Below are 24,108 nucleotides of genomic sequence, written 5' to 3' on the forward strand. Positions count from 1 at the left end.
TTTGATGATTTGAGGTGGTGTTAACATCTATGCTTGGTACATTTATATCACAAGTACGGTCAAGGCCGGAGCTCATCATTTTAACAATGATGGTTCTTGTTATTGTCATGCTTATTATTCCGTTGCCAACATGGCTGATTGATTTTCTCATTGGTCTCAATCTGACCATGGCTCTGTTGATTTTTCTGGGGTCATTTTATATTTCTAATATTCTCGAGTACTCTACGTTCCCCTCTATATTACTGGTAAGTACTCTTTTTCGTCTGGCCATTTCGATAAGTACCAGTCGACTAATTCTGATGAATGCTGATGCCGGGGAAATTGTTAGCAGTTTTGGTCAGTTTGTGATTGGCGATAATCTGGTCGTCGGTTTCGTCATATTCTTTATTGTCACGGTGGTGCAGTTCATTGTGATTACGAAAGGGTCTGAGCGTATTGCTGAGGTTGCTGCTCGTTTCTCACTGGATGCTATGCCCGGAAAACAAATGAGTATTGATGCTGATCTGAAAGCAGGTGTGCTTGATGAAGCTGGGGTTAAGAAAAAACGTGAATCACTGGAGGCTGAGAGTCAGCTTTATGGTTCCCTTGATGGCGCGATGAAGTTCATTAAGGGGGATGCCATCGCCAGCATTGTCATCATTTTTGTAAACTTCATTGGTGGAATGTCTGTCGGAATGGTTCAACATGGACTGGATGCTTCTCACGCACTATCAGTATATACGATCCTCACCATCGGTGATGCACTGGTAGCACAGATCCCGGCACTGTTGATATCTATTAGTGGTGGTTTCATTGTAACACGCGTAAATAATAGTGAAGATAATAATCTTGGTGCAAAAATTATTCAGGATCTGTTCGCCAACAAATTCATTCTGATTGTAACAGCATGTCTTGCTTTTATGATGGGGTTGCTACCAGGTTTTCCTTTTCCGGTATTTGTACTGTTGTCGCTCCTGCTACTGGCTCTGTTTGTGAAACACGTGCTGGCTGAGAAGAAAAAAGAAGGAGGTAAAGCGGGTAAAGAGGGGGATGGTAAAGCTGGAGAGGATAAGGCCAGTACTGTGACGATTGATGGAGACTTTATCCCTGAAACGATCCCACTTATTTTGGCTCTCTTTGAAGGCTATAAAGGGCAATTAACACCGGAAAATTTATCAACCTACTTTAAAAAGTCCTTCTTCATTGAATATGGCGTTCGATTACCAGATATTGCTGTAAGCTATCGCGAAAAATCTGTTTGCGAATCTGTCCAGGTTCTAATTAATGAAATTAATGTTGCATCGTACAGTATTCTTCCGGGCATGAGTAAAGTATTGATGCGCGGTGAAGAACTACAATTATTAGATAGTAGTGTAAAAAAACTGGGGGATGCTAGCGGTGTTTCATACTGGATCTCCGATGATAAATGCGAGAAGCTTAAAAAGCTGGGTTATCTGACGCGTAATGCCATTGATGAGCTTTATGTGTGCGTCTCAACGTTATTGACCGGAAATATCACTGAGTTTTTCGGTATTCAGGAAACGAAATCATTGCTTGATGACCTCGAAAAAAAGTATCCAGAGCTCCTAAAAGAGTGTTACAGGAATAGCACGGTTCAGCGAATCTCTGAGGTGTTTCAGCGCTTGTTGCAAGAGAAAATATCCATTCGCAATATGAAGCTTATCCTGGAATCACTCGTGCTATGGGGACCAAAGGAAAAAGACCCAATTATGCTTGTGGAGCACGTTCGTGGTGCGATGGCACGATATATTTCTGATCGTTTTTCTTATCAAGGAAAAATCCGTGCGTTGGTGTTATCGCATGAAATAGAAGACCAGATCCGTAATGGAATAAGACAGACATCTGGTGGTAGTTTTCTGAATCTGTCACCACCTGAAATAGATGGCATTCTACAAATAATGACCCAGAAGGTTGAAGAAATTGGTGTGAATACGCGTGATATGGTGCTGTTAACATCAGTGGATATAAGACGTTTTGCTAAGAAACTTATCGAGAGTCGCTATGCTGAAATGCAGGTGCTTTCTTTCGGCGAAGTTACCAGTGGTATTGAAGTTGATGTGATCGCTGTTATTCAGGAATAACAATTTACTCTTTTCATGACATAAATGGAGAACTCAGCTATGCAATATGATCTTTCAAATTTATTGATTCAGGCACTTGATCAGATGGGAATTAGTGATGTAGTTCAGGGGGGGCTGGATAATCATTCGACGATAACTCTGACGATGAAGGAAGGCAATCCGGATATTAATCTGGCAGCCATTGATGATGAAGTTTGGGTTTGGGCAAAACTGACCGACTTTAATGAAAATGCTCTTGCCCATAATAGCTCGGCACTGCTTCCTCTTCTGCTGCAACATGATGAGGATTGTTTCCACATTGGTCAGCCTGCACTTTATGAAGTTGAGGGCGATTTGGAACTCCGGGCACAGGTGAAAGAGAAGAGCCTGGAATCTGTCGATGCGTTTATGACCATGCTTGATAGCTATTTTAATCAGTTGCTTGAATATAAAAACGTTCTGGTATAACGCGGAGTCCTGGCATGCCTCATTCCCTATCACAATGTTTTAAGCATATTGCTCATCCATTACGTATTCAGGGCAGCATGATTGAAGCCGAATTGCCTGGAACGTCGATTGGTGAAGTGTGTGAAGTGCAGGCTTCGCTACAGGATGAAACGATTGTCGGACATGCTCAAGTCATCGGTTTTCGCGATAACCGTACCCTGCTGAGCTTGCTAAGCGACAGTTCGGGGTTTTCCAGACAACATGTTCTGGTACCTACTGGCGGGCCTTTTTGCTTGACGCTCAGCGATAATTTGCTGGGGTGTGTGGTTGATGCAATGGGACGTATCTGTGGCACGCTGGGGCAGAGGCCTCTGCCCCAGCACATACATTGCGAACAGCGGAAAATTGAAGGTCAAATCCTGGACTTCAGCCAGCGTAGCCCGATATCCCGGCCATTAAACAGCGGTATTCGGGCGATTGATGCCTTGCTGACATGTGGTCAGGGCCAGCGTCTGGGGATTTTTGCTGCGGCGGGGTGCGGAAAAACGTCATTGATGAATATGCTGATTGAACATTCTGAAGCAGATGTCTATGTCATTGGTTTGATTGGTGAACGTGGCCGGGAGGTCACTGAGTTTGTTGAAGAACTGAAAAATACTTCCCGCTGTGCGCAGGTGGTTTTGGTCTATGCCACATCCGATCGCTCTTCTGTAGAACGCTGCAACGCCGCACAGGTAGCCAGCACGGTGGCGGAGTATTTCCGTGACCAGGGGAGAAATGTCCTGCTTTTCATTGATTCGATAACCCGCTACGCCCGAGCTCTGCGCGACATGGCGTTAGGTATGGGTGAATTACCGGCACGTCGCGGCTATCCGGCTTCGGTTTTCGAGAATTTACCGAAACTACTCGAAAGGCCAGGTTGTACCCCACAAGGTTCCATTACGGCGTTTTATACCGTACTGGTTGAAAATGAGGAGGAGGCAGATGTGATTGGTGATGAAGTGCGCTCCATTCTGGATGGGCATATTTATCTCAGCCAAAAACTGGCAGCTCAGGGGCATTATCCGGCGATTGATGTTCTGCATAGCATCAGCAGGGTGTTTCATCAGGTGACAGAGCCTGCACATCAACAGGCGGCGGCGCGTTTTCGTGAATTGCTGGTACGCCAGCGCGACATGCAGATGTATCTGGACTTGGGGGAGTACCGACGTGGAGAAAATGACGATAACGATTTGGCCTTTGATAAGAAAGCACTGATGCGTGATTTTTTGTGTCAACCCTTACCGCAGAAAACCTCAATAGCCCAGACGATGGAACAGTTCTATGGCTGCCTGGCGTAAAGGTATTCAATTTATCGACCTGCTGGAGCGTAAACAGAATGCGATGTTGCGACAATGCGCGATTCACCAGGACGCCCTGCGCTCGCTGGGAGAGAAAGGTGATGCCCTACAACAGCAATGGGAGAGATTGCGTCAGGAGATCCGCGACCTGTTGCAGACGGGAACACTGACCCAGGCAGGGCTGAGAGAGTGCCTTCGTCAGCAGGGTATCTTGCTCAGTCAGCAGCATACTCTCTGGCAACAGATACAGGATATTAAGGAGGCGCGTGAGTTGCATCAGCAGCAGTTACTGGAATGCCAGGAGCAGACTGCTGTATTGCATAAGCGCAAGCTCAAGATCCAACGCTTCTTTACCCAGTTGCGTCTGGAGCATATCCGCAGGCAAGAAAACATGATTGAAAACGATATTCAGGAGATCGCGAGTTATGGCCGAGAAAATTACTGCCAGTAATCTGGCTCTATCCACACGACTACCCTCTGAAGCCGTATCAGTACCCTCTGATGGAATGGATAAAATGATAGCGCATAAGTTTAAAAAGGAACGGCATGCGCAAGGGGGAGTTCAGTTTCAATCGGTGATGCAGCAGGCTCTCCCCCCGTTGACGTTACTTGCATGGCGGGAAGCGGGGCAGGTCAAATCGCATGACAACCTGACGGCCATTCACCAGATGGAGGGTGGGATAAAGCGTAAGGTGTATTGGGCTGGCTCAGCCTTGAACACGGCTGTTACTACGGAGTCAGTCAATATCCAGCATGGTACCCTCAACGGAGAGGTGATGCTGAACGACTTGCCACTCCCCGCCACTATCACCGCTAACAGTGCGGTTCCAGAGCAGCATTTTGCGCCTTCGGTATCCAGTTCGATGCAGGATCAGCATTTTGCGCCTTCGGTATCCAGCCCGGTGCAGGCTCAGCATTTTGCACCTTTGGTATCCAGCCCGGTGCAGGAGCTTAATATTCATTCGCCGCTCGTTGTGGAGCACAAGCAGTCCCTCGCTTTGCATCAGACATTAACCTCGCCTGTGGTAACGGCAAATCTTCATTTGTCAGGGAGCATGCAGGATAGTGGAGCACGGGATCAGAAATCTGTACTGCACAAAGATACCCCAGAAACAGTGAGTACTCAGCCATACTCGGTTCTGGCACAACAGGAGTTGCCGCCCCGTCAGGAAGCTAGCACTGTCTCGGTACCACACCAGCCCCCTCACTTACTGAAGATGACATCGACGGTGGAGGCGCCAGCCACACTGGGTATGGAGTATCGCTTTCGTAGCTGGGAGGGGAACCACTCCGTCCGCCTGGCTGTGAAAGGGGGACAACTGGCAGACAACCCTGTGCTTCTGCACCCATCGGGTGTGCGGGTGGCAGATGCGCTTAGTCAGCAGGTGCAGTACTGGCCGGAAAAAAGCCCATTGGTTCTGGCGCCAATCTCGGGGGACGAATCGGGGGAAGGGCAGCAGCACCGGCAGCAACAGCAGGATGAGGAGGAACAGTCGTGACCTTACGGGAGGTTCTGCGCTCAGTCTCTATGGAGGAGCGTGCTTTAAATGCTCTGCGCTCGCGTTTACCCGGGAGCTGGATTGAACCGGTTAAGGTGGACGAAGAGACCCGTTATCTCTGTTTGACGCTTCAGGATGATGCACAAAGAAAGGCCACGGCATTTGTCAGCCTTCCTCTCTGGCTGGAGAAACATTGTGAACAATTACCCGGTCTGGCATGGCGGGATGTTCCTGTTGAATACCTGGTGAATTTATTCCGGGGAAGCGTCAGCGAGTGGATCGTGGCTGACGATCGCTGGCTGGTGGTGAATGTTGAGCTGGCTGAGCCATTATCACAGGCGTTCTGGGTGGTGGTTCCAGCATCACCTCTGGCGCTGGCGGTGATGGACTGGCCTGCGGGGACGGTTTCCACACCGTCGAACTCTATCACCGGGTCGCTACGCGTGATGCTGCGTTATGTTTTGGGTAACTCATTCCTGACGCTGAACCAACTGGCAACCCTGGAGCCGGGTGATGTCCTGGTTGTTGAGCAGTCGGCGCTACGGCTTATGGTGAACCAACATGCCATTTTTCATTTATATCAAACTGAACCAGAGGTACTGATTGTGGGTGAAACGATGAAAAACGAAAGTACGTCGGAACATGAAGACGATGTACAGCATCAGGATGTTCACTTCGAGATGGGTGATATTCTGCTACGTGTAGAATTTGTTTTGGGCAGACATGAAGCATCGCTGTCAGAGCTGGAAGGGATGACGGAAGGATGCTTCCTGCCACTACCCGTAGATGCAGAAAAACAGCTTACTGTTTGCCTGAACCAGCAGGCTGTGGCGAAAGGCGAACTTGTCACGCTACGGGATGGACGTCTGGCGGTGGAAATCATGCAGGTTCATTCGCGTTATCACGCAGATACGGACAGCTAACATGGCGATGACAAGTGATATCTCCCTGATAGCGTTGCTCTCCTTTGTTACTTTACTGCCGTTCATTATCGCTGGGGGGACGTGCTATATCAAATTCTCCATCGTGCTGGTGATGGTGCGTAATGCGCTGGGTGTACAGCAAGTTCCCTCAACGATGACCCTGAATGGAGTGGCGCTGATCCTTTCTGCGTTTGTGATGATGCCGGTCTGCCGGCATATTTCAGCCTGGATGGAGACCCATCAGACCAGTTTCAATGATACCGCATCAATGGAGCTATTCTTTGACCAGGGGCTGGGGAGCTATCGGGACTATCTGGTGCGTTATTCCGATCACGAGCTGATTCGCTTTTTTGATCGTGTTCAACAAAATGATGGCGACGAGGATACAAATAAACATGTGCTCAGCAATGACGATATGACGGCTCTGCCTCTGACTACGCTGATGCCCGCGTATGCGCTGAGTGAAGTGCAAAGCGCATTTAAAATCGCTTTTTATCTGTATGTCCCGTTTGTCGTTATCGATATGGTTGTTTCCAGTATTTTACTGGCACTGGGGATGATGATGATGAGTCCGGTGACCATTTCAATACCCATTAAACTTATCCTGTTTGTCGCAATGAATGGCTGGACCTTGTTGTCGAAAGGGATGATCCTGCAATACGGGGATTTGATGAACCAATGAATGATATCGCGTTTATAGGGGATTCCGCTCTGTTGCTGGTGCTGAAATTGTCTGCGGTGCCAATTGCTCTGGCGACCATTGTCGGGGTGATCGTGGGCCTGTTTCAGACCGTAATGCAAATCCAGGAACAGACGCTGCCGTTTGGTATGAAAATGCTGGCCGTTTTTGCCAGTATTTTTGGCCTGATGGGCTGGTTTTCTGTCGAAATGTTGCATTTTGCTATTCAGTCTTTCTCCATTGCTTTCCGTTAAAGGGGAGAATATCAGTGAGTAGCATTCTAACGCTTTACATCTGGCTGCAGCACAACGCTATGATGATAATGCTGGCCTACGCTCGGGTGGCTCTGGTGTTTTACCTGCTGCCAGTGACGGGTGGCAAGATGTTATCCAACCCTATTCTTAAAAATACGGTGATCTTTTTAACCTTGATCGGGCTTTGGCCCTGTCTGGGGCATGTGGTTGATCCTGAGCAAGGCTGGGTGTTGCTGCTGACGAAAGAAGCCCTGCTGGGATTGATGCTGGCGATGGTGCTGTGTTTACCTTTCTGGATAGCGAATGCAATGGGTGAACTGTTTGATAACCAGCGTGGTGCCACAATCAGTGAAAGTATCGATCCTGTCAACGGGTTACAGAGCTCAACAATGTCTGCGTTTTTAGGATTTATCTTTGGCGCTATTTTCCTAGCTCAGGGAGGGATGGAACTGTTGCTGGATGCGCTGGTGAAGAGTTATCAGCTTATCCCTCCCGGCAGTCCGTTTTTACACCTGCGCTGGCTGGTTGCGGGGAAGTTGATCCAAATCCTGGGCGAACATGCGATTGTTATGGCGGCACCAGTGATGATGACGATGATGTTATCGGAAATCATGTTGGGCGTTTTTGCGCGATATTGTCCGCAATTGAACCCCTTTTCACTGTCTATGTCATTTAAGAGCTTCATTGCTTTTTCTATTTTCCTGCTTTATGGGCATAACGTACTTTCACATCAGCTATTTGACCTGTTTTCATTAACACATTTTTACCATTTTATTGGTCATTAATCAGGATAGCCTCCTATGGCAGAGAAAAGTGAAAAGCCGACCGAAAAACGACGCAAAGACTCGGCAAAAAAAGGTCAAACATTTAAGAGCAAGGATATTACTACTACCGTGGTACTGGTGTGTGGCGTAGTTTATTTAGGACATGCTTTGAGCTTCACCCACTTTATGGCCTTTTATCGCCAGATACTGCGGTATCCTGATGCTATGCCGGTGAAGGATTATCTTAAGGCTGTATTGAGTCTGTTTTTATCGATAGTGCTTCCGTTTATTGGCTTGTGCTTTATTGCTGGTGCGGCAATAACAGTATTGCAAACGAAATTTACGATTGCCACCGAAGCGCTAAAGCTTAATTTTAAAGCTCTTAACCCTGTGGAGGGTGTAAAGAAAATATTCAGCCTGCGTACTGTGAAAGAGTTTGTAAAGGCACTGTGTTATTTAGTGGTATTTGTTTGCTGTTTTTATATTTTTGTCCACCAGGATTTACAGGAAGTGCTCTCCGTATCACAGGGAAATATTATACAACTTGCTTTTATCTGGGGGGGCTTAATTGTCAAAGTGGCTTTTCTCTTTATTAGCCTGGCTGTTATGGTGTTGATCCCGGACGCTCTGGCAGAGTTTTTTATCTATTTTAAAGATCTGAAAATGGATAAACATGAAGTTAAACAAGAACGTAAAGAAAGTGATGGTAACCCGGAGATTAAAAGAGCCAGGCGTACAGCGCACATGGAAATATTGTCCGGGGACGAGCAGATGGCCATACGAAACTCAGAAGTGGTACTGGCTAACCCTACCCACATCGCCATGGCACTCTATTTTAAGCCGGAAGTAGCAATGTTGCCCTTTGTAACTCTTCGTGTCACCAACATGAAGGCAAAAGCGGCGATTGCATTTGCTGAAAAAGAGGGGATACCGGTTGTTCGCTACCCACCACTGACGCGTAGGTTATATAAAAAGTATGCACTTTTTAGTTTTATCTCTCTCAATGATGATGACTTGTTGGAGATCATGAAGGTGCTCATCTGGTTACAGGAGGTAGAACATGCGGGCCGGCGAGACCCCATAGAGCAGGCTGACCATATTGAGTCTGAGAATGTACCACTTCCACCTCGTGAAGATGAGGGAAATTAACCGTATTATAGCCGTTTTTTTGTATTGCCCATGTATTTCTAACGCTATATTAGCCCCTCAAAAGTACATAAATTAACGTTTATTACAGGGAGGGGAGACTCAAAAACCCAAACAGTATGGAGGATATTATGAGCCAGAATACAGCTCAACGCCCAGGTAAAGATGGTCGCCAGCAACAGATGGATGAATATAATGATGCTATATTCACAGCTCTGGAAAGTGGTGCCACACTGAAGGATGTGCATAATATTCCAGAGTCCGTGATGCAGGATGTGTATTTATATGCATATGATTTTTATCAGCAGGGACGGTTGAAAGATGCTGAATCACTGTTTCGTTTTTTATGTGTTTATGATTTTTATAATCCGGAATATATGCTCGGGTTGGCTGCTGTTCACCAGCTAAAAAAATCCTATGAAAAGGCGATTGAGTTTTACGCTTTGGCATATTCGCTTTCTGATAATGATTATCGCCCGATGTTTTACGCCGGTGAGTGTAATTTAATGTTAAGGCGTGGGGTGTTAGCCCGACGTTGCTTTGAAATTGTATGTGAAAAAGCGAACGATACTCAGCTAGCAGAAAAAGCTGAAGCCTATCTTTTAGCTATGGAGGAAATGGATTTTTCTGATGCTTCAACGGAAGACGTGATCCCGGACGAAATTAAATAGAGTGAGACGTAAATATGAGCATACCAGTGGGGGTTGATCCCGGTAGCCTGAACCATTTGGCGCATCTGTTCGGTCATGAATCAGCCAGTAATAATGCAGTAAAAACAAGTAATGCAGCGGTTAAACGCTTTGGTGATTCTCGCTTCGCTGTGCATGCGCGCGGGAGTGATGCCAAAACAATGCAGGAGACGTTGACGCCAGAACAACTGGAACAACTGTTGCTGCGCCAGTCACAAAGCCGGGATGAACAACAGCCTGTTGGGCATCTGTCCGGGCTTGGTACCCTGCCGCGTCTGGCGACGCCAGCGCAAAAAGTTCCACCTGATGCCGCGAATAATGTGGGTGTCTCTGCAGAGGATGATTCCGATCTGACGTCAGATGCTCGCCTGATGGCATTGCTCGGCAAAATTGCCCAGATGACGAGTAATAACTCGATTCAAAAAACGATTGATGCGTTAAAAAATCTTAATCTACAGAATGCGGCGGTACAAAAGGAATATAGTGCATTAGCGAAAGCACTTGAGGCTGATGGTAAAGCGTTGGCTCACGACAAAGAGGAATATCAGAAAGATAAAGATAAATATGATGGGATGACGGATAAACTGCAGGAAGCAGAAAACAGAGTGGCGCAGGATCAGGCGTCGCTGACGGATTTAGAGAGTCAGGCCAAAGAATATACTGTCTGGGGGAGACCGGTTCCTGAGGCGCTACAGCGGAAAATTTCGCTCGCTAAAGAGGGATTATTCATGGCGAAGGCGAAAGTATCTTCTCTGCAGGGACAATGCGATAAATTTAAATCCGACACCCTGGAGCCTGCATTAAAAGCCGTAAATGCGAGTCAGGCAAAAGTAGATGCTGATATAAAAGCATCGCAGAAACTTATTAGTTCCCTTTCGTCCCAGCAACTGCAAGTCGTGACTGAGAAACATAAAGCGACCCAAAAGGATGCGGCCAGTCTGACCTATCTGATGGCACTCATGAACCAGCTTATCAATCAGAGCGCGTCTGAAAACCTGAAAGCGCAGGCGGATCTGAATAAAAAGCTGCAGGAAGCATCTGCGAAAGACGCGGAGCAAAAAGCCAAGGACTTCGCCGCCAAAGAGGCGAAAGCGGCAGAGACGCAGAAAACCATGGGTTGTATTGGCAAAATCATCGGCTGGGTAATTACAGCGGTGAGTTTTGCTGCTGCTGCGTTTACTGGTGGGGCCTCTCTGGCGCTGGCGGCGGTCGGTCTGGCACTGGCAGTGGGGGACGCTATCGATCAGGCGGTGACCGGGCACTCTTTCATGCAAGATGCCCTCAAGCCAGTCATGGATGCGGTGGTAAAACCGCTAATGAATTTTTTCAGCAACATGATGACCAACGTGCTTGAGACCTTTGGTGTTGATAAAGCTGAAGCGGAGAAGGTTGGCAAAATCCTCGGTGCGATCATGGCGGCGGTTGCCGTGCTGGCGGCTGTTGCGGTGGCTGGCAGCGTGGTTAAGGCCGGTGTTGGTGCAGCAATGGATGCCGTGGCGGGTGATGTCGCTGAAAGTGTAGCGGGTAGCGTCACGTCGGATGTGGCTGAAGAGGTCGGGGAGAATGTAACAAAAGAGGCCGTCGAAGAGGTTGGTGAAGAAGTGGCTGAACAAGCCATTTCTCGGGTAGCTCAACAGACAGAACAGCAGGTGGCACAGGAAACGATGGAAGAGGCAAGCCAGGGATTAATGCGCAAACTCATGAGTAAAGCCGTTGATGTCGCCAAAAACGGTCTGGCCAAAGACAACGAGACCCTGATGAAAGTAGGCAATCACATGCAAACCGGCGTCTCGGTGATGACTACCGTGAATACTGCCGCTCAGGCGGGAGCGGGGATCTATGTTGCACAGCTTCGTAAAGAGGCATCAAAAGATGAAGCGGGGCTGATGCAGGATATGGCCAATCAGGAACTGTTGAAAACGCTGATGGACGTAGCGCTGAAGGTCTTTGCCAGCAAACTGAAAACCACCAGCGCTATTCTGCAGGATATGTCGGCCGCTACCCACCAGCAGACTCAAGTCGGGATGTTTATCACGAATCAGATCTCTCGTGGTGCTGTCGCGTAATTAATATTATTGATTAATAAGGATTTTTTATGAAAATACCAGCAGGAATCATTCGACATCAAGCAGTACTGTTGTCGAAATTACCGATGATGGGGGAAAAACTCTCCCATCAGGTTGTCACTAAGCAACCGCTGAAGGCACGGTTGACCGTCCAGGATGTGCAACAGCAGCGGCTTGCTCAGACAAACTCTGTGTTTCTACCGTTCCTGACCAGTCATTCGGCCCCGGTTTCCCTGCAAGGTCAAGGTGTAGTATCGATGCGTGTGGCACTTGATTCTCTGAGTCACATGAAAGCAAGTGTGTTTAATCGCACGGACAACGCGCTGGAACAGGCGGCACAACAATGCGGTCAGCGCTTCCCTGAGTCCCATACCGGGGAGGGAGGACCCGATCAGGGAAAAGTCTTTATCTGTAATGTTATGGGTAGTCAGGTAGCGTTTGAGGCACTCCAGGCGGTGCGTGATGCTGAACAAAAGCAGGAAAATAATGCGGCGACCCAGGCAGGGCAGTTTGGCGAGATGATGGTTTCTGCTGCGCAACAGGCGGGAAATAAAATTGTATCTGCAGCGGACAATAATCTGACTGGGGCCATTACGGGGGCTACATTAGGGGTTGGCGCTGCGGTGGGCTCTTCGCTGATGATCGGTAAGGCTATGAAGCGGGAGAATACCTCTATTGAAGAGAATCTGGTACCGGCTACAGAAGCCCATCAGATGGTTGGGGAACAACGGAATAACTGGCTGACCAGTCGTAATGATCTGGTCGGTCGTGATACGCCTGAGGATCTTGAGATGGCTATGCAGGCTGATCTTCCTGGAATGAATGCCGCAGCAGAAATAGGTCGGCATAATCATTCGGTAACTGCGAATAAAAATATTGATTACCGTACACGTGCACAAACGCTGGAAACGCTCGGCAGAAGCACTGATACCATGATTCAGAGCGGTTTTGCGACGGCAGCAGCCTCGGATAATAGTCAGTCAAAAATGCTGGAGACTTCTAAAGACCTTGACAATACCCTGACTGGGTCGGCACAGAAGAGCCATGAAACAGCCTCTAAAGGTAAAGATGAAGCGCTGGAAACCATGAAACAAATAGTCCGTCAGAATCAAGACACTATTTCATCGATGGCGAGTGCGGCCGCATAACTATTTTATACAGGGGAGTGAGCTCCCCTTGATATTCCGGAGTGAATGGCAATGAAGACAGAAAACAATATGTCGATGATTAATAGTTTTCTTTTCCCACCCAGTATGAACGCGCCTGAAAAAAAAGCCGATATTTATTCAGCTCCAGGTTTACAAAGCGTTTCTCAGAAAGTGGCCAGGATGCTGAATACTCTGCCTGCGGATGCACGCATGCTGATTGGTTTACCGGTACGAGAGAATAATATGGCAGTGAAGCCTATTACCTCTGAACCGGGCAATATCACGTTAGAGAAGCTACATCAGGATGCACTTATCCGCGCGGTAGGCTATGGTAAACTGAAGAACACCCATCAAAAAGGTGAGGTGTTGCTCTGTGGTTTGTCAGCCAAATCACAAAAAAATGATAATGTCGGTGATGATGGTATCAATAGTTATGCCGATCTGTGGGCGGCGGTTGCGAAAGCTATCGGCAGCATTAAAACGAATTATGTCGATTTTTATGCAGGCCTGATGTCGAAATATGCGCAGATGTATCAGGACTATAATAGTGAAGTACAGACTGCAGCTACCTCTGCTGTTACTGCTGGTTCTGATGCTAATCAGGTCATTTTTTATTCGAGCACTATGCAGGGAGGGTATGATAACTTTCGTCATTGGAAAACGGATTCATTTGGGACCGTACCGGATTGGGGGAGTATGTCAGCCGATCAAAAGGATGCTGTTAAAAAGTCATTAGCACCAGCATTTACTATCGATGATAATGGGAGTGTCCATGCCGATCTGAGTTTTTATACGAAAGCGCAAACTTATCCTAATCCAAAGGCTGATGATGATTATACTGATGGTAAGGCTCAGGTTGCAACGCCGGAGTATAACGCTTGGTTAGCTGATTTTAATACCGTAGGCAGTACAATACAAAGCAACATGCAATCCTTTGCTCAGCGCTATAGTCAGGCAAACAGCACTTTCGATAACCTTAATAAAGAATTGAGTGGTGTTATCAGCTCGCTTTCCCAAAATGCACAGGGTTTCCTTCGGTCATAAGGATATATATGCACGTTATTAGTTCTGGAGATTTCAATAATGCTCTTCAGCAAAGGTTCCATCAGGAAACTAGAGATCTTGGGTACAGATTTCCGATGTACCCGCTGGGCGCATCTCAAACTTCTCATCAATTTCGGTCGCTGCGACCATCTCCGCAAATGGCAGAAACATCACTAGGGAAAGGGGCCGCCGATGTCCGGAACACAAACTCGACATTAAGGGCTACGCGTACGCAACGTACCCATCATCAGCACCGGAACCGAGATAAAGGTTGCTGCACAATCAGTTAAAAAGTTTGGCGTACAGAGATCGTTCATTTCTATATTTTTTATATGTGAGGTTAGTTATGAATTTAACAAGGGCACAGTGCTTACCCGATTTAAGGCAACTTGTTAGTGCATCTGATTTAAGGAATGAAAATACACGTGGTGTAGGTTCCTTGTGTTCCAGTGCTGTTAATTCATCTGCCAATTTGCGTTGTATGGGTTGTGCACAACATGAATTAGAAAAACGCCCGTTACAGGTGACGCATAGGAATATGGATGGCGTCAGAAGTGAGCACTATTTGTCTGGGATGGGAATCAATCTAGAATCATTCGAGTGTTTCGGTAAAAACGCTCTGTTAGCAAAGTGTGCTCTTGCTAATGTACATGATGCCCTTCCTGAAACGCAGAAAGGCCAATTGAATGTTATCATCGAAGCACTTCGATCAAATAATGGGGTGAACACAAATAATTTTTGGCAGACTCTTCAGAAGGTTTATGCCACTTCTCAACAAGAGATTAATAAACACATTGTTGATCAAACGACGCAGCAGGCGGTAAATGTCTGGTGTACTCATACCGGGAGATCAAGCGACGAGGCGGTAAAAAACGCCTTCAACACTGAACAGTATAATTCGGTAGTAACGACTCTGGTGGAAAGTTCTAATCAACTGTTGGGCAAAGTTCATGTCAATAATATTCCGTTGTTGTTTTCTACGTTATTAAATAACCGCTCTGCCATTTTCCATACATTGAGAACCGCTTCGGATAACTCGGCCGATGCTCCGCCGCAGAATCTACCACAACAACCACAACCAGCGGTTGTACCTGCAAGCCATCTGCCATCAACTGGCGTGGCTGGGCCGCATGTGTTTAATATTAGTGCAACGGGTGGAACAGGTGGAACAGCAACAGCAACAGCAAATTTGGATACGGATGCTTTGCGAAAAATTGTGAGTGACGCTGTAGAACAGAAATTTGCACTTTTCGCTAATCTTATCGAGAACGTTCGTAATAATCTTCCTTCTGTTCCAGCGGTGAGTGAGCAACGCAAACCTCTTCAGGTTAATGTAGCTGAACAGCAGACTGTGGATATAACAGAGTCGGTAGATGACTTGCAACCTCATCCATCTCCTGTTTCAGTTGCGGTGAGTGAGCAACGCGAACATCTTCACGTTCAAGCGCCAGTCCAGCAGGCGGATATTCACGACGTTTCCGTTCCTGTTCCTCCGTCGGTTTTTCTGCAACCAGATGGTGTTTCACCAGCGAAAGTATCGCATTCTTCAGATAGTAATGGGCAAAATTCACCTGATGTAACGACTCAGGCACGGCAATCTGATCTTCTTTTTGACAAAGATTTTGAAGAACAACTGAAGAATATGCGTGCTAAGTTGAAGAAAAATATAGACCATGATTTAGCGTCTCGTCTGTCAAAGGATGCAGAAAAAGCTAATGTAGGGGTTTTTAACACAGCTCAAAAAGCAAAAAGAGTTATTACAAGTGAGGCTGGGGCACTAACCCGAGATGCGAGTGATGCGTATGTGCAGTAGGAATACTCACCACTTATGAACTATTTACATGAAATTTATCTGCTGGTAAACCAGGTGAATGGGTATCCTCTGGAGTTGATGCAGCCCCAGGACAGGTTGCAACATGAGCTGGGTATGGACTCTATTGAAATAGTAGACCTTATTCTCCGCCTGGAGGATAAGGAGGTTTATGTGCAGGAAAATCAGCTCCATCCGGAGCTGACCCTGGAAGAGGTGGCATCATGGTTGTCGTGTGTTAAATCAAGGATGTGATATGATAATTTACAAGTATTTAATGTGATTTTATTTTTATATTGAAAATATGTGTGATAAGCAAAATGACATAATCTTCGGTAGTTTTGTCTTCAACCCCAAAAGTCGGGTGCTATCGATTGGAGAGGACAAACAGCAACTTCGAAAAAAAGAGGCGGCGGTTTTAAAGCTGCTGTGTGATAAATATCCGGAACCCGCCCTGCACCAGGATTTCTTGTCTGAAGTCTGGGAAGGGAGCTATGTTAATCCGCACAGTATTGCGCAAATTGTACGCTCACTGCGCAAAATTATGGGAGATGAAGGGCGGGCGATGATTATCACGATCCCAAAGTTGGGCTATCAGCTTGGTACTGCACCATCCTGCTCTGGTCTGGGCGGAAGCCAGGTTGAGGACGTTGTGTCAGCTGAAGAGCACACCGTGGATGTGGATGATGAGATACACATATATCCATTGTCGGTGACGTTACCGGTTGCCCCCCCCGTCAGACCGACTGGGTTTTCTCATGCCTGGTTGTGGCTCTGTCGGTTGGGGATCATCGGGCTAATTGGTGGGGCAACCTTTGGTGCTTATCTGTTTACGTCTTCGCGCGTTATTGTTTATCAGCATATCGATCCCTCTTCGTTGCCTATCTTTGCACCTGGAGTCTTGCCTGATGGACAAGATGATGCTTCTGTAATCTACCAGGGAAAGGTCGATAACCTGCGATTCAGTTGTCGGGAAAGCCAGAAAGGGGAAACAGTATGTTCCGCAAACTAGAGATCCTCTTGTATACGCTGGCAGTGATACTGCTTCCTGTTGGTGCGGCGTATTATGGCGTGACACACCCAGCGGCCAGTGCAATAGATGGATTCTGGGAAGGGCGTAAACTTATTACTACCGCGGAGGGTAATGTTAATCTCGTCACCACGATATATATTAAAAATAGTCAGATCTCGGGCTCGGCCGTGCTATATGATGGTAAAGGAACCATGTTACGTCACATTGATGAGACATGGCGGCTGATCAACAGCAATCATACGGGAAGTATTTTTATTCACCATTATCAGTATTCTCCACAGAAGAATTTCCCCGGCCTGGATGATTTATTTCAGTCTGTGAAGTTGGTGAAGATGCGTGTATACCTGATTGGCAATGATAAGTTGTTTATCCATTTTTTTACAGGTTCCCCAATGGGCTATAATATGGTGTTTCACCGCTTGTAACGTGTTCTGTATATAGTCCCCCTGATGAATACCCTGCTCGACGAATACGGGGTCGGGCCAGTATGCCATGAGCTGGATTTCGCCCCGTTGTCATACTACCGCCACTGTGATCATCATCTACACCCCGACAGACGCCGCCAGCGCGACCAGCCTGAGTTCGCAGACAAAATACTCTCCCGGAAAACCGGCGCGGTTCCTTCTTTTCTCGGTAAAACTAATGGGATCAAAGTCGTCCACACAGGTCAGGCACTTGATCCTGCGACCGGTGGCGAGCGCGTCCATGACAAAATCCATCGACCAGGTCAGGTTGGGCGCCGCCGGGCGGAGCAGAGGCAGACGTTCTGTTGCCAGCCCTTTACGACGCCGTCTGCGTTTTACGCCCAGCCCTCTAAGATGATAAAGGCGGTACACGCGCTTGTGATTAACATGAAGGCCCTCACGGCGCAGTAACTGCCAGATGCGGCGGTAACATCGGGAACCACGACTCATGGGTAAGAGATAAATTAAAACGTTATCATGATAACCCGGTCACTTTTAATGATTCACTGTGGGATGAATAAAGCAGTCAAGTAACAAAGTAGTAAAAAGGCCATAAACATGGCCTTTTTACCAGGAAGATAATGCGCACAGCGCACGACGGTACTAAAAAATTGTGGCATTATAGAACTCAGGTATATTTGCAATTCCTGGAAAGGTTCCCTTAATTATACCCCATCGGGTTGTTTCATTTCTTCCGGAACGTTAAAGATGCCAAATCTATCAACTACCCTCAACACTTCATCACATTTATCCTTCAACACGTGCATTGCATCTGCTGAGAGCGTGGAAGAAGAACCGGTTTTTGATATATGCATGTAAAGCTTCTTCAGTTGAGGGGATAACCTTTCCCTGACCAACGGTACAGACCACTTTTCGGGCTGATCCGCAGGCAACGTCACATCGGCTCCGGTTAACTTTGCCATTCCCTTGATATTGTTGCAGGCAGGCCCCCCCAAAGATGAGTTCAGGGTTAAGGTCGTGGCATTAAGAAAACGCTGAATTGCACGCCCAACGATAATTTTTTCGTGAGGAACCAGATGATTATCCTTAATATCTTCCTGAACAAATACCTGCAGTTGGCTTTTTTTGGTCATTTCCTCTGTTTTGATTAAGGATTCAATGGCCGACTGCTCGGTGACGTGACTTACCGGTAAGTCACCACCTGCAAGCCAAGGGATGTTCTCCAGAGCCTCTCCCTTATTACAGTGCGCTGCTTTAAACTCCTGAAAACGGGTCTTATACTCTTCCACACACCCTAACGCCTCCCCCTCCAGTTGAGCAATGCGCTGTGTGATGCCGAAAAACTCTTCCACATCAGCGACAACCACTGGCCCCTTTCCCTGGGCCAAATCCGCCAATTCATCTAATTTAAAAAAAAGACCTGTTTTACTGATATTGCGAAGCGCCTGAAATTCATTTGCACATTGGGAAAATATCTCTCTATACTCGCCTTCTGTTTTAGCTGTTTCTGATGGCTTCGATTCTGATGTCGTTGCTCGCTGAATAGGTGATGATGAGGAACCCGATACTGGTAGCATAAACCTACTCCTTAACAAATAATATCGCTCTTATGGAGGGTAAACATAGTCCGCTATTGATATCACGTGATATCAAATTTCGCACATCAAGCCACTTCACTGTCACTAACGGTGCGAAAGTGGGCTTTCCGCAACTATGGGGGGAAGAAAATCAATGAAACTTTTTAGTTAACAAGGTCCTAAGCTGTTTTCAGCTATGGATAACGCTATGCCTTCACTTAAGACTCTTTTACAGTTTCCTTGCGAGTGGTAATCCAGCCGACAAGTTGTTCTTCCTGATGGGATAACCATCCATCTTCGTGCTACACGTAAAACAGCACTATGTCCTGAATGCCTTAAGCGCAGCCGCTCTGTCCATAGTTGCCAGCGGCGCCGGATACAACACCTCCCATTCTGTCAACGCCAGGATTGTTGGCCGTTTTGGGGATGCGGACGATTTCCTGGACTCTCAGGAGATGAATGTTTACCGAAGCAGAACGGCTCCGAGCAACTGAACTTTACATGAAAAAACAGATAGCTAAGAATGGGCAGCGATGTTCCGATCTGAAATTCCGCCAGTCAATCAGAAGTGGTCCCTTGCACAGTTGTCATACAGATAATCGAGGTTGTGGTTATAAGGGGGGCATTTTTCAGTGTGGTGCTGATATCAATAAAAAACACCCGGAGGGCCGACTGATAATCACGTTATCACTGCTGAACTGGGTGTGCATCAGCATCTCTTCAAGGAACATCTCGTCAATCTGTACTGTTCCCCCCTGGAGGAGCTAGCTTCTCCAGGTAGCTAATCACGCGCTCGGGCATCGAGGCATTTTAGAAAATTAAACTGGCTGCTCCTATCCTTATTAAGTCAGCCGAATAGCCTCTGTGACTACTGGCCACGGTAACTCATAATACCATGTTGCTGGATGGACAGTTCAATAGCTTCAATAGTTTCAATAGCGAGTCTCTGGGGATTCATGGCATCGCCCAGAACCTCAAACGGTACATACGGATGAGCCAGCCGGCTAACCTCTTCGATAGACCGACGCATCTGTATGTCATTCCGGATACCGAATCGCTGAGAGGCCTGTTCAGCAATGAGTCCCTGGTTATGAATCCGGCTGGCTTCCGCTAATTGGCGGCAGGTTTCCTCATCATCCATGGTCAGGTTGTAAATTTTATTACCCCCCTCATACTTCACAGTATACTTCCCAGCGTCATCAAGGATCACCGTCAGCATCTCCCGGCTGTTTTCGTCCAGAATGCAGAAGTGGTTTTCCTCGTGCCGGCCGAACTGTACGTTTTCTGCAAATCCGCTAAACGCGAACGTCCTGAGCTGTTCAAATCTACCGGCCACCTGCTCCAGCGTCGTTCCGGCCGGCGGGTGACAAATCTGCCGGATGAGCTCCAGCACTTCTGGCTTCTTCGTTGAGCAGAAAAACGCCTTAATTTTTTCCCATACGCTCACGTCAGGAGAAGTGTCAGAATGGGCTATCGGATTAATGTTAATGCTGCTGCTTGCAGCGGGAAATAAACTGTTTCCTGCAGGGGAGGGCATCATAAAAACATCTCCGTAAAGAGTAAAGTTACACATAATGTCTGCTAACGGTAGCATCTTCCTCATGCCCATTAATTGCAAAATACGCTCCTCGCCTGAGTAATCGTTGTCCTGTCGTGGCAAACTTAATATCTGGTTGAGTGGATTGATTTTCAGTACGGCTAAAATGGTTGCAAAGTTTATCGTCGCGGCGCGCCGACTCTTGCAACAGCATCGAAAACAAAATATTTTATGGTTGTTTTATTGTATATTTTTATCTTTTTTTTGTGATGCAACCATGCTCACCCGACAATCACCCACATCAATAAAAGACGTATTAAATTACGCACACCCCGACAATATTTATTAATACAACAACACCCCCCTTTACATTACCAAATAAAACACTACAGGACACCCACCTGAATAAAGGATAGATTTAAAACAATTATAAAACGAAAACCCACAACAATGAGGCTTTAATTAAGATGGCGAATTTTTTCATTGACCGCCCTATATTCGCATGGGTTCTGGCTATTCTGCTATGTCTGATAGGGTGCATTGCAATTTTTTCACTCCCCGTAGAACAATATCCTGACCTTGCGCCGCCTAACGTAAAAATTACAGCAAGCTATCCCGGAGCATCCGCACAAACGCTAGAGAATACGGTCACCCAGGTTATTGAACAGAATATGACGGGTCTTGATAACCTGCTGTACATGTCGTCACAGAGCAGCGCTAACGGTCAGGCAACAGTGACGCTCAGTTTTACTGCCGGAACTGATCCGGATACAGCGGTACAGCAAGTACAAAATCAGCTGCAATCCGCGTTACGTAAACTCCCGAAGGATGTACAGGATCAGGGCGTCACGGTACGTAAAACCGGAGATAGTAATATCCTTACCATTGCTTTCGTCTCCACCGACGGTAGCATGAACAAACAGGATATCGCCGATTATGTCGCAAGTAATGTTCAGGATCCTATCAGTCGCATTAACGGGGTCGGAGATGTCGACGCTTATGGCTCTCAGTACTCAATGCGTATATGGCTGGATCCAACAAAGCTCACAAACTATCAGATGACAACACAGGATGTTACTAATGCAATCATCGCACAGAATGCCCAGGTTGCGGTCGGTCAGTTGGGCGGTACACCTTCAGTGAAGAGGCAGGCGCTGAATGCGACGCTTACGGCGCAGTCGTTGCTGCAGACGCCGGAACAGTTTCGGCATATCACCCTGCGCGTCAATAAGGATGGTTCGGAAGTCACACTTGGCGATGTAGCCACTGTAGAGCTGGGATCGGAGAAATATGACTATCTCAGTCGTTTTAATCGCCAGCCCGCCTCAGGACTTGGGATTAAGCTCGCCTCCGGCGCTAACGAGATGGTCACAGCAAACCGGGTGGTTAATCGTCTGAATGAGTTATCACAATATTTTCCACACGGATTAAAATATAAAATCGCCTACGAGACATCCTCATTTGTCAAAGCCTCTATTGTCGACGTTGTAAAAACGTTGCTTGAAGCCATCGTTCTTGTCTTCCTCGTGATGTATCTGTTCCTGCAAAACCTTCGTGTGACTCTTATCCCAACCATCGCGGTCCCCGTGGTACTCATGGGGACGTTCGCGATTCTTTTCGCCTTCGGCTTCAGCATCAATATTCTCACCATGTTTGCAATGGTGCTGGCAATAGGCTTGCTGGTAGATGACGCTATTGTCGTGGTGGAAAACGTCGAGCGCATCATGAGTGAAGAAGGTCTTTCACCACAGGATGCAACACGCAAATCAATGGGACAAATCCAGGGGGCACTGGTTGGTATTGCTATGGTGCTGTCAGCGGTATTCATACCCATGGCGTTCTTTGGCGGCACCACCGGTGTCATTTATCGCCAGTTCTCCGTTACCATCGTCTCGGCAATGGTGCTTTCGGTTCTGGTCGCGATGATCCTGACTCCCGCATTATGCGTCACTATACTCAAACCGGTTACCCAGGGAAGCCATGAAAAGAAGGGTTTCTTTGGCTGGTTTAACGACGTTTTTAACCGTAACGCCTGTTACTACGAAACGTTCGTGGGTCGTATGCTCAGCCGCACGCTGCGCTGGCTCCTGGTTTACGGCCTGCTACTAGGTGGTATGGTATTTATGTTTATACGTCTACCGACCTCATTCCTGCCGCTTGAAGATCGTGGCGTGTTCAGCACGTCTGTGCAACTACCCAGCGGCTCGACGCAGCAGCAGACGCTGAAAGTTGTGAAGAAGGTAGAAGATTATTACCTTAATAACGAAAAACAGGATGTTTCCTCCGTATTTTCCATTGTCGGTGCAGGTCCGGGTGGTAATGGACAGAACGTCGCCAGAGTATTCGTGCGCCTGAAAGGCTGGGATAAACGTGACCCGAAAACCGGCTCTTCTTTTGCGATTATTGAACGCGCAGCTAAAGTATTTGAGCACATAAATGAGGCCAGAGTTATCGTCAGCAGCCCGCCAGCCATCAACGGTCTGGGTAGCTCAGCCGGTTTCGATATGGAGCTTGAAGATCATGCTGGTGCGGGTCATGCTGCGTTGATGACTGCCCGAGATACGTTGCTTGCACAAACGGCAAGAAACAATCAGCTAGCCCGTGTGCACCACAACGGTCTTGATGACAGCCCACAGTTGCATATTGATATTGATCAGCGAAAAGCACAAGCTCTCGGTGTTGCCGTTAAGGATATTAATAACACGTTGCAAACCGCCTGGGGTTCGAGCTATGTCAATGATTTTATGGATCGTGGACGGACCAAAAAGGTCTATGTGCAGGGTGGAGCACAGTACCGTATGTTACCAGGCGATATCAATCTGTGGTACGTGCGCAACAATGTTGGCACGATGGTTCCCTTCTCCGCTTTTGCCTCATCACACTGGGGAGCCGGTTCTCCGCGTCTTGAACGTTACAATGGCTATTCATCCGTCGAAATTCAGGGTGAGGCCGCGGCTGGTGTCAGTAATGGTACAGCCATGGATATTATGGAGAGGCTGGCGGCTAAACTGCCAGCGGGTTTTGGGCTGGAATGGACCGGCATGTCTTACCAGGAACGCCTCTCCGGCTCCCAGGCGCCGACACTCTATGCTATATCGCTACTGGTTGTATTTCTGTGCCTTGCAGCGCTATATGAAAGCTGGTCAGTACCCTTTTCCGTCATGACAGTAGTCCCGCTCGGCGTGACCGGAGCATTACTGGCAACCTGGATTCGGGGGCTAGAAAACGATGTTTACTTTCAGGTCGGACTATTGACCATCATTGGTCTGTCAGCAAAGAATGCAATACTGATTGTCGAATTTGCAAATGAGCAAAACGAGAAAGGAGAAGAACTCATCCTGGCAACGCTAACGGCATGCCGTCAGCGTCTGCGACCGATATTAATGACATCACTGGCGTTTATTTTCGGTACATTGCCGATGGCGATCAGTTCTGGTGCAGGCTCCCGAAGCCAACACGCCGTGGGTACAGGTGTTATGGGCGGAATGCTCTCTGCCACTGTTCTGGCCATTTTTTTCGTGCCGTTGTTCTTTGTGCTGGTGCGGCGTCGCTTCCCGCTAAAATCACACAAAAAACAGTAAATGCATCTCTCCTCTCTCATACCTGTCCTTCTGTAGCGCCTCCGGGAAGGACAGGCTTCTCAGCGATTCCAACATCCACATGTCAT

At 47.4% G+C, this 24,108-nt stretch carries 21 protein-coding genes and 2 pseudogenes; 20 read left to right on the forward strand and 3 right to left on the reverse strand.

What is annotated here, in order from left to right:
- The first annotated feature begins 29 nt into the window (after nucleotides 1–29).
- From ACTJJI_RS24590 to ACTJJI_RS24675, 18 genes are all read left to right on the forward strand, one after another.
- Nucleotides 30–2,081, forward strand: coding sequence for an EscV/YscV/HrcV family type III secretion system export apparatus protein (locus ACTJJI_RS24590; protein ID WP_440655907.1), 2,052 nt, complete (start codon nucleotides 30–32; stop codon nucleotides 2,079–2,081).
- A gap of 39 nt (nucleotides 2,082–2,120) precedes the next feature.
- Nucleotides 2,121–2,528 (forward strand): hypothetical protein, encoded by a 408-nt coding sequence (locus ACTJJI_RS24595; protein ID WP_440655909.1) that lies wholly within the window; start codon nucleotides 2,121–2,123, stop codon nucleotides 2,526–2,528.
- Nucleotides 2,529–2,542: 14 nt separating this feature from the next.
- Nucleotides 2,543–3,847 carry a type III secretion system ATPase SctN gene (gene sctN / locus ACTJJI_RS24600; protein WP_440655911.1) on the forward strand — a complete coding sequence of 435 codons (1,305 nt, stop codon included), beginning with the start codon at nucleotides 2,543–2,545 and terminating at the stop codon, nucleotides 3,845–3,847.
- Nucleotides 3,831–4,298 carry a hypothetical protein gene (locus tag ACTJJI_RS24605; RefSeq protein ID WP_440655913.1) on the forward strand — a complete coding sequence of 156 codons (468 nt, stop codon included), beginning with the start codon at nucleotides 3,831–3,833 and terminating at the stop codon, nucleotides 4,296–4,298. Before sctN ends, ACTJJI_RS24605 begins: the two co-directional genes overlap by 17 nt.
- A complete protein-coding gene (locus ACTJJI_RS24610) occupies nucleotides 4,273–5,346 on the forward strand; it encodes a SpaN/EivJ family type III secretion system needle length determinant (protein WP_440655915.1) in 1,074 nt (357 codons plus the stop codon). The genes ACTJJI_RS24605 and ACTJJI_RS24610 overlap by 26 nt, the downstream gene beginning before the upstream one ends.
- A complete protein-coding gene (locus tag ACTJJI_RS24615) occupies nucleotides 5,343–6,269 on the forward strand; it encodes a FliM/FliN family flagellar motor switch protein (RefSeq protein ID WP_440655917.1) in 927 nt (308 codons plus the stop codon). Before ACTJJI_RS24610 ends, ACTJJI_RS24615 begins: the two co-directional genes overlap by 4 nt.
- A gap of 7 nt (nucleotides 6,270–6,276) precedes the next feature.
- Nucleotides 6,277–6,951 carry an EscR/YscR/HrcR family type III secretion system export apparatus protein gene (locus tag ACTJJI_RS24620; protein ID WP_440655965.1) on the forward strand — a complete coding sequence of 225 codons (675 nt, stop codon included), beginning with the start codon at nucleotides 6,277–6,279 and terminating at the stop codon, nucleotides 6,949–6,951.
- Entirely contained in the window at nucleotides 6,948–7,202 is a 255-nt protein-coding gene (sctS, locus tag ACTJJI_RS24625) for a type III secretion system export apparatus subunit SctS (protein WP_440655919.1), read from the forward strand. The genes ACTJJI_RS24620 and sctS overlap by 4 nt, the downstream gene beginning before the upstream one ends.
- 59 nt (nucleotides 7,203–7,261) lie before the next feature.
- Nucleotides 7,262–7,987, forward strand: a complete 726-nt coding sequence (sctT, locus tag ACTJJI_RS24630; protein ID WP_440655967.1) for a type III secretion system export apparatus subunit SctT — start codon at nucleotides 7,262–7,264, stop codon at nucleotides 7,985–7,987.
- A gap of 15 nt (nucleotides 7,988–8,002) precedes the next feature.
- Entirely contained in the window at nucleotides 8,003–9,115 is a 1,113-nt protein-coding gene (locus tag ACTJJI_RS24635) for an EscU/YscU/HrcU family type III secretion system export apparatus switch protein (protein ID WP_440655921.1), read from the forward strand.
- Between the two features lie 128 nt (nucleotides 9,116–9,243).
- Nucleotides 9,244–9,783: a type III secretion system translocator chaperone SicA gene (sicA, locus tag ACTJJI_RS24640; RefSeq protein WP_440655923.1), complete on the forward strand. Its 540-nt coding sequence runs from the start codon at nucleotides 9,244–9,246 to the stop codon at nucleotides 9,781–9,783.
- Nucleotides 9,784–9,797: 14 nt separating this feature from the next.
- Entirely contained in the window at nucleotides 9,798–11,867 is a 2,070-nt protein-coding gene (gene sctE / locus ACTJJI_RS24645) for a type III secretion system translocon subunit SctE (RefSeq protein ID WP_440655925.1), read from the forward strand.
- 29 nt (nucleotides 11,868–11,896) lie between these two features.
- Complete coding sequence (locus ACTJJI_RS24650; RefSeq protein ID WP_440655927.1) at nucleotides 11,897–13,015, forward strand: hypothetical protein; 1,119 nt, start codon at nucleotides 11,897–11,899, stop codon at nucleotides 13,013–13,015.
- Between the two features lie 45 nt (nucleotides 13,016–13,060).
- Nucleotides 13,061–14,059 carry an IpaD/SipD/SspD family type III secretion system needle tip protein gene (locus ACTJJI_RS24655; RefSeq protein WP_440655929.1) on the forward strand — a complete coding sequence of 333 codons (999 nt, stop codon included), beginning with the start codon at nucleotides 13,061–13,063 and terminating at the stop codon, nucleotides 14,057–14,059.
- Nucleotides 14,060–14,405: 346 nt separating this feature from the next.
- Complete coding sequence (locus ACTJJI_RS24660; RefSeq protein WP_440655931.1) at nucleotides 14,406–15,872, forward strand: hypothetical protein; 1,467 nt, start codon at nucleotides 14,406–14,408, stop codon at nucleotides 15,870–15,872.
- A gap of 15 nt (nucleotides 15,873–15,887) precedes the next feature.
- Nucleotides 15,888–16,124: a phosphopantetheine-binding protein gene (locus tag ACTJJI_RS24665; protein WP_440655933.1), complete on the forward strand. Its 237-nt coding sequence runs from the start codon at nucleotides 15,888–15,890 to the stop codon at nucleotides 16,122–16,124.
- A 49-nt stretch (nucleotides 16,125–16,173) separates the two neighbouring features.
- Nucleotides 16,174–16,881 carry a winged helix-turn-helix domain-containing protein gene (locus ACTJJI_RS24670; protein WP_440655935.1) on the forward strand — a complete coding sequence of 236 codons (708 nt, stop codon included), beginning with the start codon at nucleotides 16,174–16,176 and terminating at the stop codon, nucleotides 16,879–16,881.
- The gene (locus ACTJJI_RS24675) at nucleotides 16,866–17,327 is read left to right on the forward strand and encodes a hypothetical protein (RefSeq protein WP_440655937.1); all 462 of its coding nucleotides are present in this window, start codon (nucleotides 16,866–16,868) and stop codon (nucleotides 17,325–17,327) included. Before ACTJJI_RS24670 ends, ACTJJI_RS24675 begins: the two co-directional genes overlap by 16 nt.
- Before the next feature lie 225 nt (nucleotides 17,328–17,552).
- On the opposite strand, the pseudogene ACTJJI_RS24680 reads toward ACTJJI_RS24675, so the two are convergent.
- Both ACTJJI_RS24680 and ACTJJI_RS24685 read right to left on the reverse strand, forming a co-directional pair.
- A pseudogene (locus ACTJJI_RS24680) lies at nucleotides 17,553–17,801 on the reverse strand (IS3 family transposase); the annotation flags it as partial.
- A 230-nt stretch (nucleotides 17,802–18,031) separates the two neighbouring features.
- Nucleotides 18,032–18,904 (reverse strand): hypothetical protein, encoded by an 873-nt coding sequence (locus ACTJJI_RS24685; protein WP_440655939.1) that lies wholly within the window; start codon nucleotides 18,902–18,904, stop codon nucleotides 18,032–18,034.
- A 196-nt stretch (nucleotides 18,905–19,100) separates the two neighbouring features.
- On the opposite strand from ACTJJI_RS24685, the pseudogene ACTJJI_RS24690 reads away from it, so the two are divergent.
- A pseudogene (locus ACTJJI_RS24690) lies at nucleotides 19,101–19,319 on the forward strand (transposase family protein); the annotation flags it as partial.
- 453 nt (nucleotides 19,320–19,772) lie between these two features.
- Here the strand turns inward: ACTJJI_RS24690 and ACTJJI_RS24695 are convergent.
- Nucleotides 19,773–20,522 (reverse strand): hypothetical protein, encoded by a 750-nt coding sequence (locus ACTJJI_RS24695; protein ID WP_440655941.1) that lies wholly within the window; start codon nucleotides 20,520–20,522, stop codon nucleotides 19,773–19,775.
- Between the two features lie 386 nt (nucleotides 20,523–20,908).
- Between ACTJJI_RS24695 and acrD the strand changes: the two genes are divergently transcribed.
- Nucleotides 20,909–24,022 carry a multidrug efflux RND transporter permease AcrD gene (acrD, locus tag ACTJJI_RS24700; protein WP_440655943.1) on the forward strand — a complete coding sequence of 1,038 codons (3,114 nt, stop codon included), beginning with the start codon at nucleotides 20,909–20,911 and terminating at the stop codon, nucleotides 24,020–24,022.
- Nucleotides 24,023–24,108 lie beyond the last annotated feature (86 nt).

The sequence above is a fragment of the Enterobacter sp. 22466 genome (genome assembly GCF_052044775.1).
GTDB classification, from domain to species: domain Bacteria; phylum Pseudomonadota; class Gammaproteobacteria; order Enterobacterales; family Enterobacteriaceae; genus Enterobacter; species Enterobacter dissolvens.

Excerpts from the sequence above, each read along its gene's own strand:
- ACTJJI_RS24590 (WP_440655907.1), top strand. The coding sequence starts at position 30 with ATGCTTGGTACATTTATATCACAAGTACGGTCAAGGCCGGAGCTCATC.
- ACTJJI_RS24595 (WP_440655909.1), top strand. The coding sequence starts at position 2,121 with ATGCAATATGATCTTTCAAATTTATTGATTCAGGCACTTGATCAGATG.
- sctN (WP_440655911.1), top strand. The coding sequence starts at position 2,543 with ATGCCTCATTCCCTATCACAATGTTTTAAGCATATTGCTCATCCATTA.
- ACTJJI_RS24605 (WP_440655913.1), top strand. The coding sequence starts at position 3,831 with ATGGCTGCCTGGCGTAAAGGTATTCAATTTATCGACCTGCTGGAGCGT.
- ACTJJI_RS24610 (WP_440655915.1), top strand. The coding sequence starts at position 4,273 with ATGGCCGAGAAAATTACTGCCAGTAATCTGGCTCTATCCACACGACTA.
- ACTJJI_RS24620 (WP_440655965.1), top strand. The coding sequence starts at position 6,277 with ATGACAAGTGATATCTCCCTGATAGCGTTGCTCTCCTTTGTTACTTTA.
- sctS (WP_440655919.1), top strand. The coding sequence starts at position 6,948 with ATGAATGATATCGCGTTTATAGGGGATTCCGCTCTGTTGCTGGTGCTG.
- sctT (WP_440655967.1), top strand. The coding sequence starts at position 7,262 with ATGATGATAATGCTGGCCTACGCTCGGGTGGCTCTGGTGTTTTACCTG.
- ACTJJI_RS24635 (WP_440655921.1), top strand. The coding sequence starts at position 8,003 with ATGGCAGAGAAAAGTGAAAAGCCGACCGAAAAACGACGCAAAGACTCG.
- sicA (WP_440655923.1), top strand. The coding sequence starts at position 9,244 with ATGAGCCAGAATACAGCTCAACGCCCAGGTAAAGATGGTCGCCAGCAA.
- sctE (WP_440655925.1), top strand. The coding sequence starts at position 9,798 with ATGAGCATACCAGTGGGGGTTGATCCCGGTAGCCTGAACCATTTGGCG.
- ACTJJI_RS24650 (WP_440655927.1), top strand. The coding sequence starts at position 11,897 with ATGAAAATACCAGCAGGAATCATTCGACATCAAGCAGTACTGTTGTCG.
- ACTJJI_RS24655 (WP_440655929.1), top strand. The coding sequence starts at position 13,061 with ATGGCAATGAAGACAGAAAACAATATGTCGATGATTAATAGTTTTCTT.
- ACTJJI_RS24660 (WP_440655931.1), top strand. The coding sequence starts at position 14,406 with ATGAATTTAACAAGGGCACAGTGCTTACCCGATTTAAGGCAACTTGTT.
- ACTJJI_RS24665 (WP_440655933.1), top strand. The coding sequence starts at position 15,888 with ATGAACTATTTACATGAAATTTATCTGCTGGTAAACCAGGTGAATGGG.
- ACTJJI_RS24670 (WP_440655935.1), top strand. The coding sequence starts at position 16,174 with ATGTGTGATAAGCAAAATGACATAATCTTCGGTAGTTTTGTCTTCAAC.
- ACTJJI_RS24675 (WP_440655937.1), top strand. The coding sequence starts at position 16,866 with ATGTTCCGCAAACTAGAGATCCTCTTGTATACGCTGGCAGTGATACTG.
- ACTJJI_RS24685 (WP_440655939.1), bottom strand. The coding sequence starts at position 18,904 with ATGCTACCAGTATCGGGTTCCTCATCATCACCTATTCAGCGAGCAACG.
- acrD (WP_440655943.1), top strand. The coding sequence starts at position 20,909 with ATGGCGAATTTTTTCATTGACCGCCCTATATTCGCATGGGTTCTGGCT.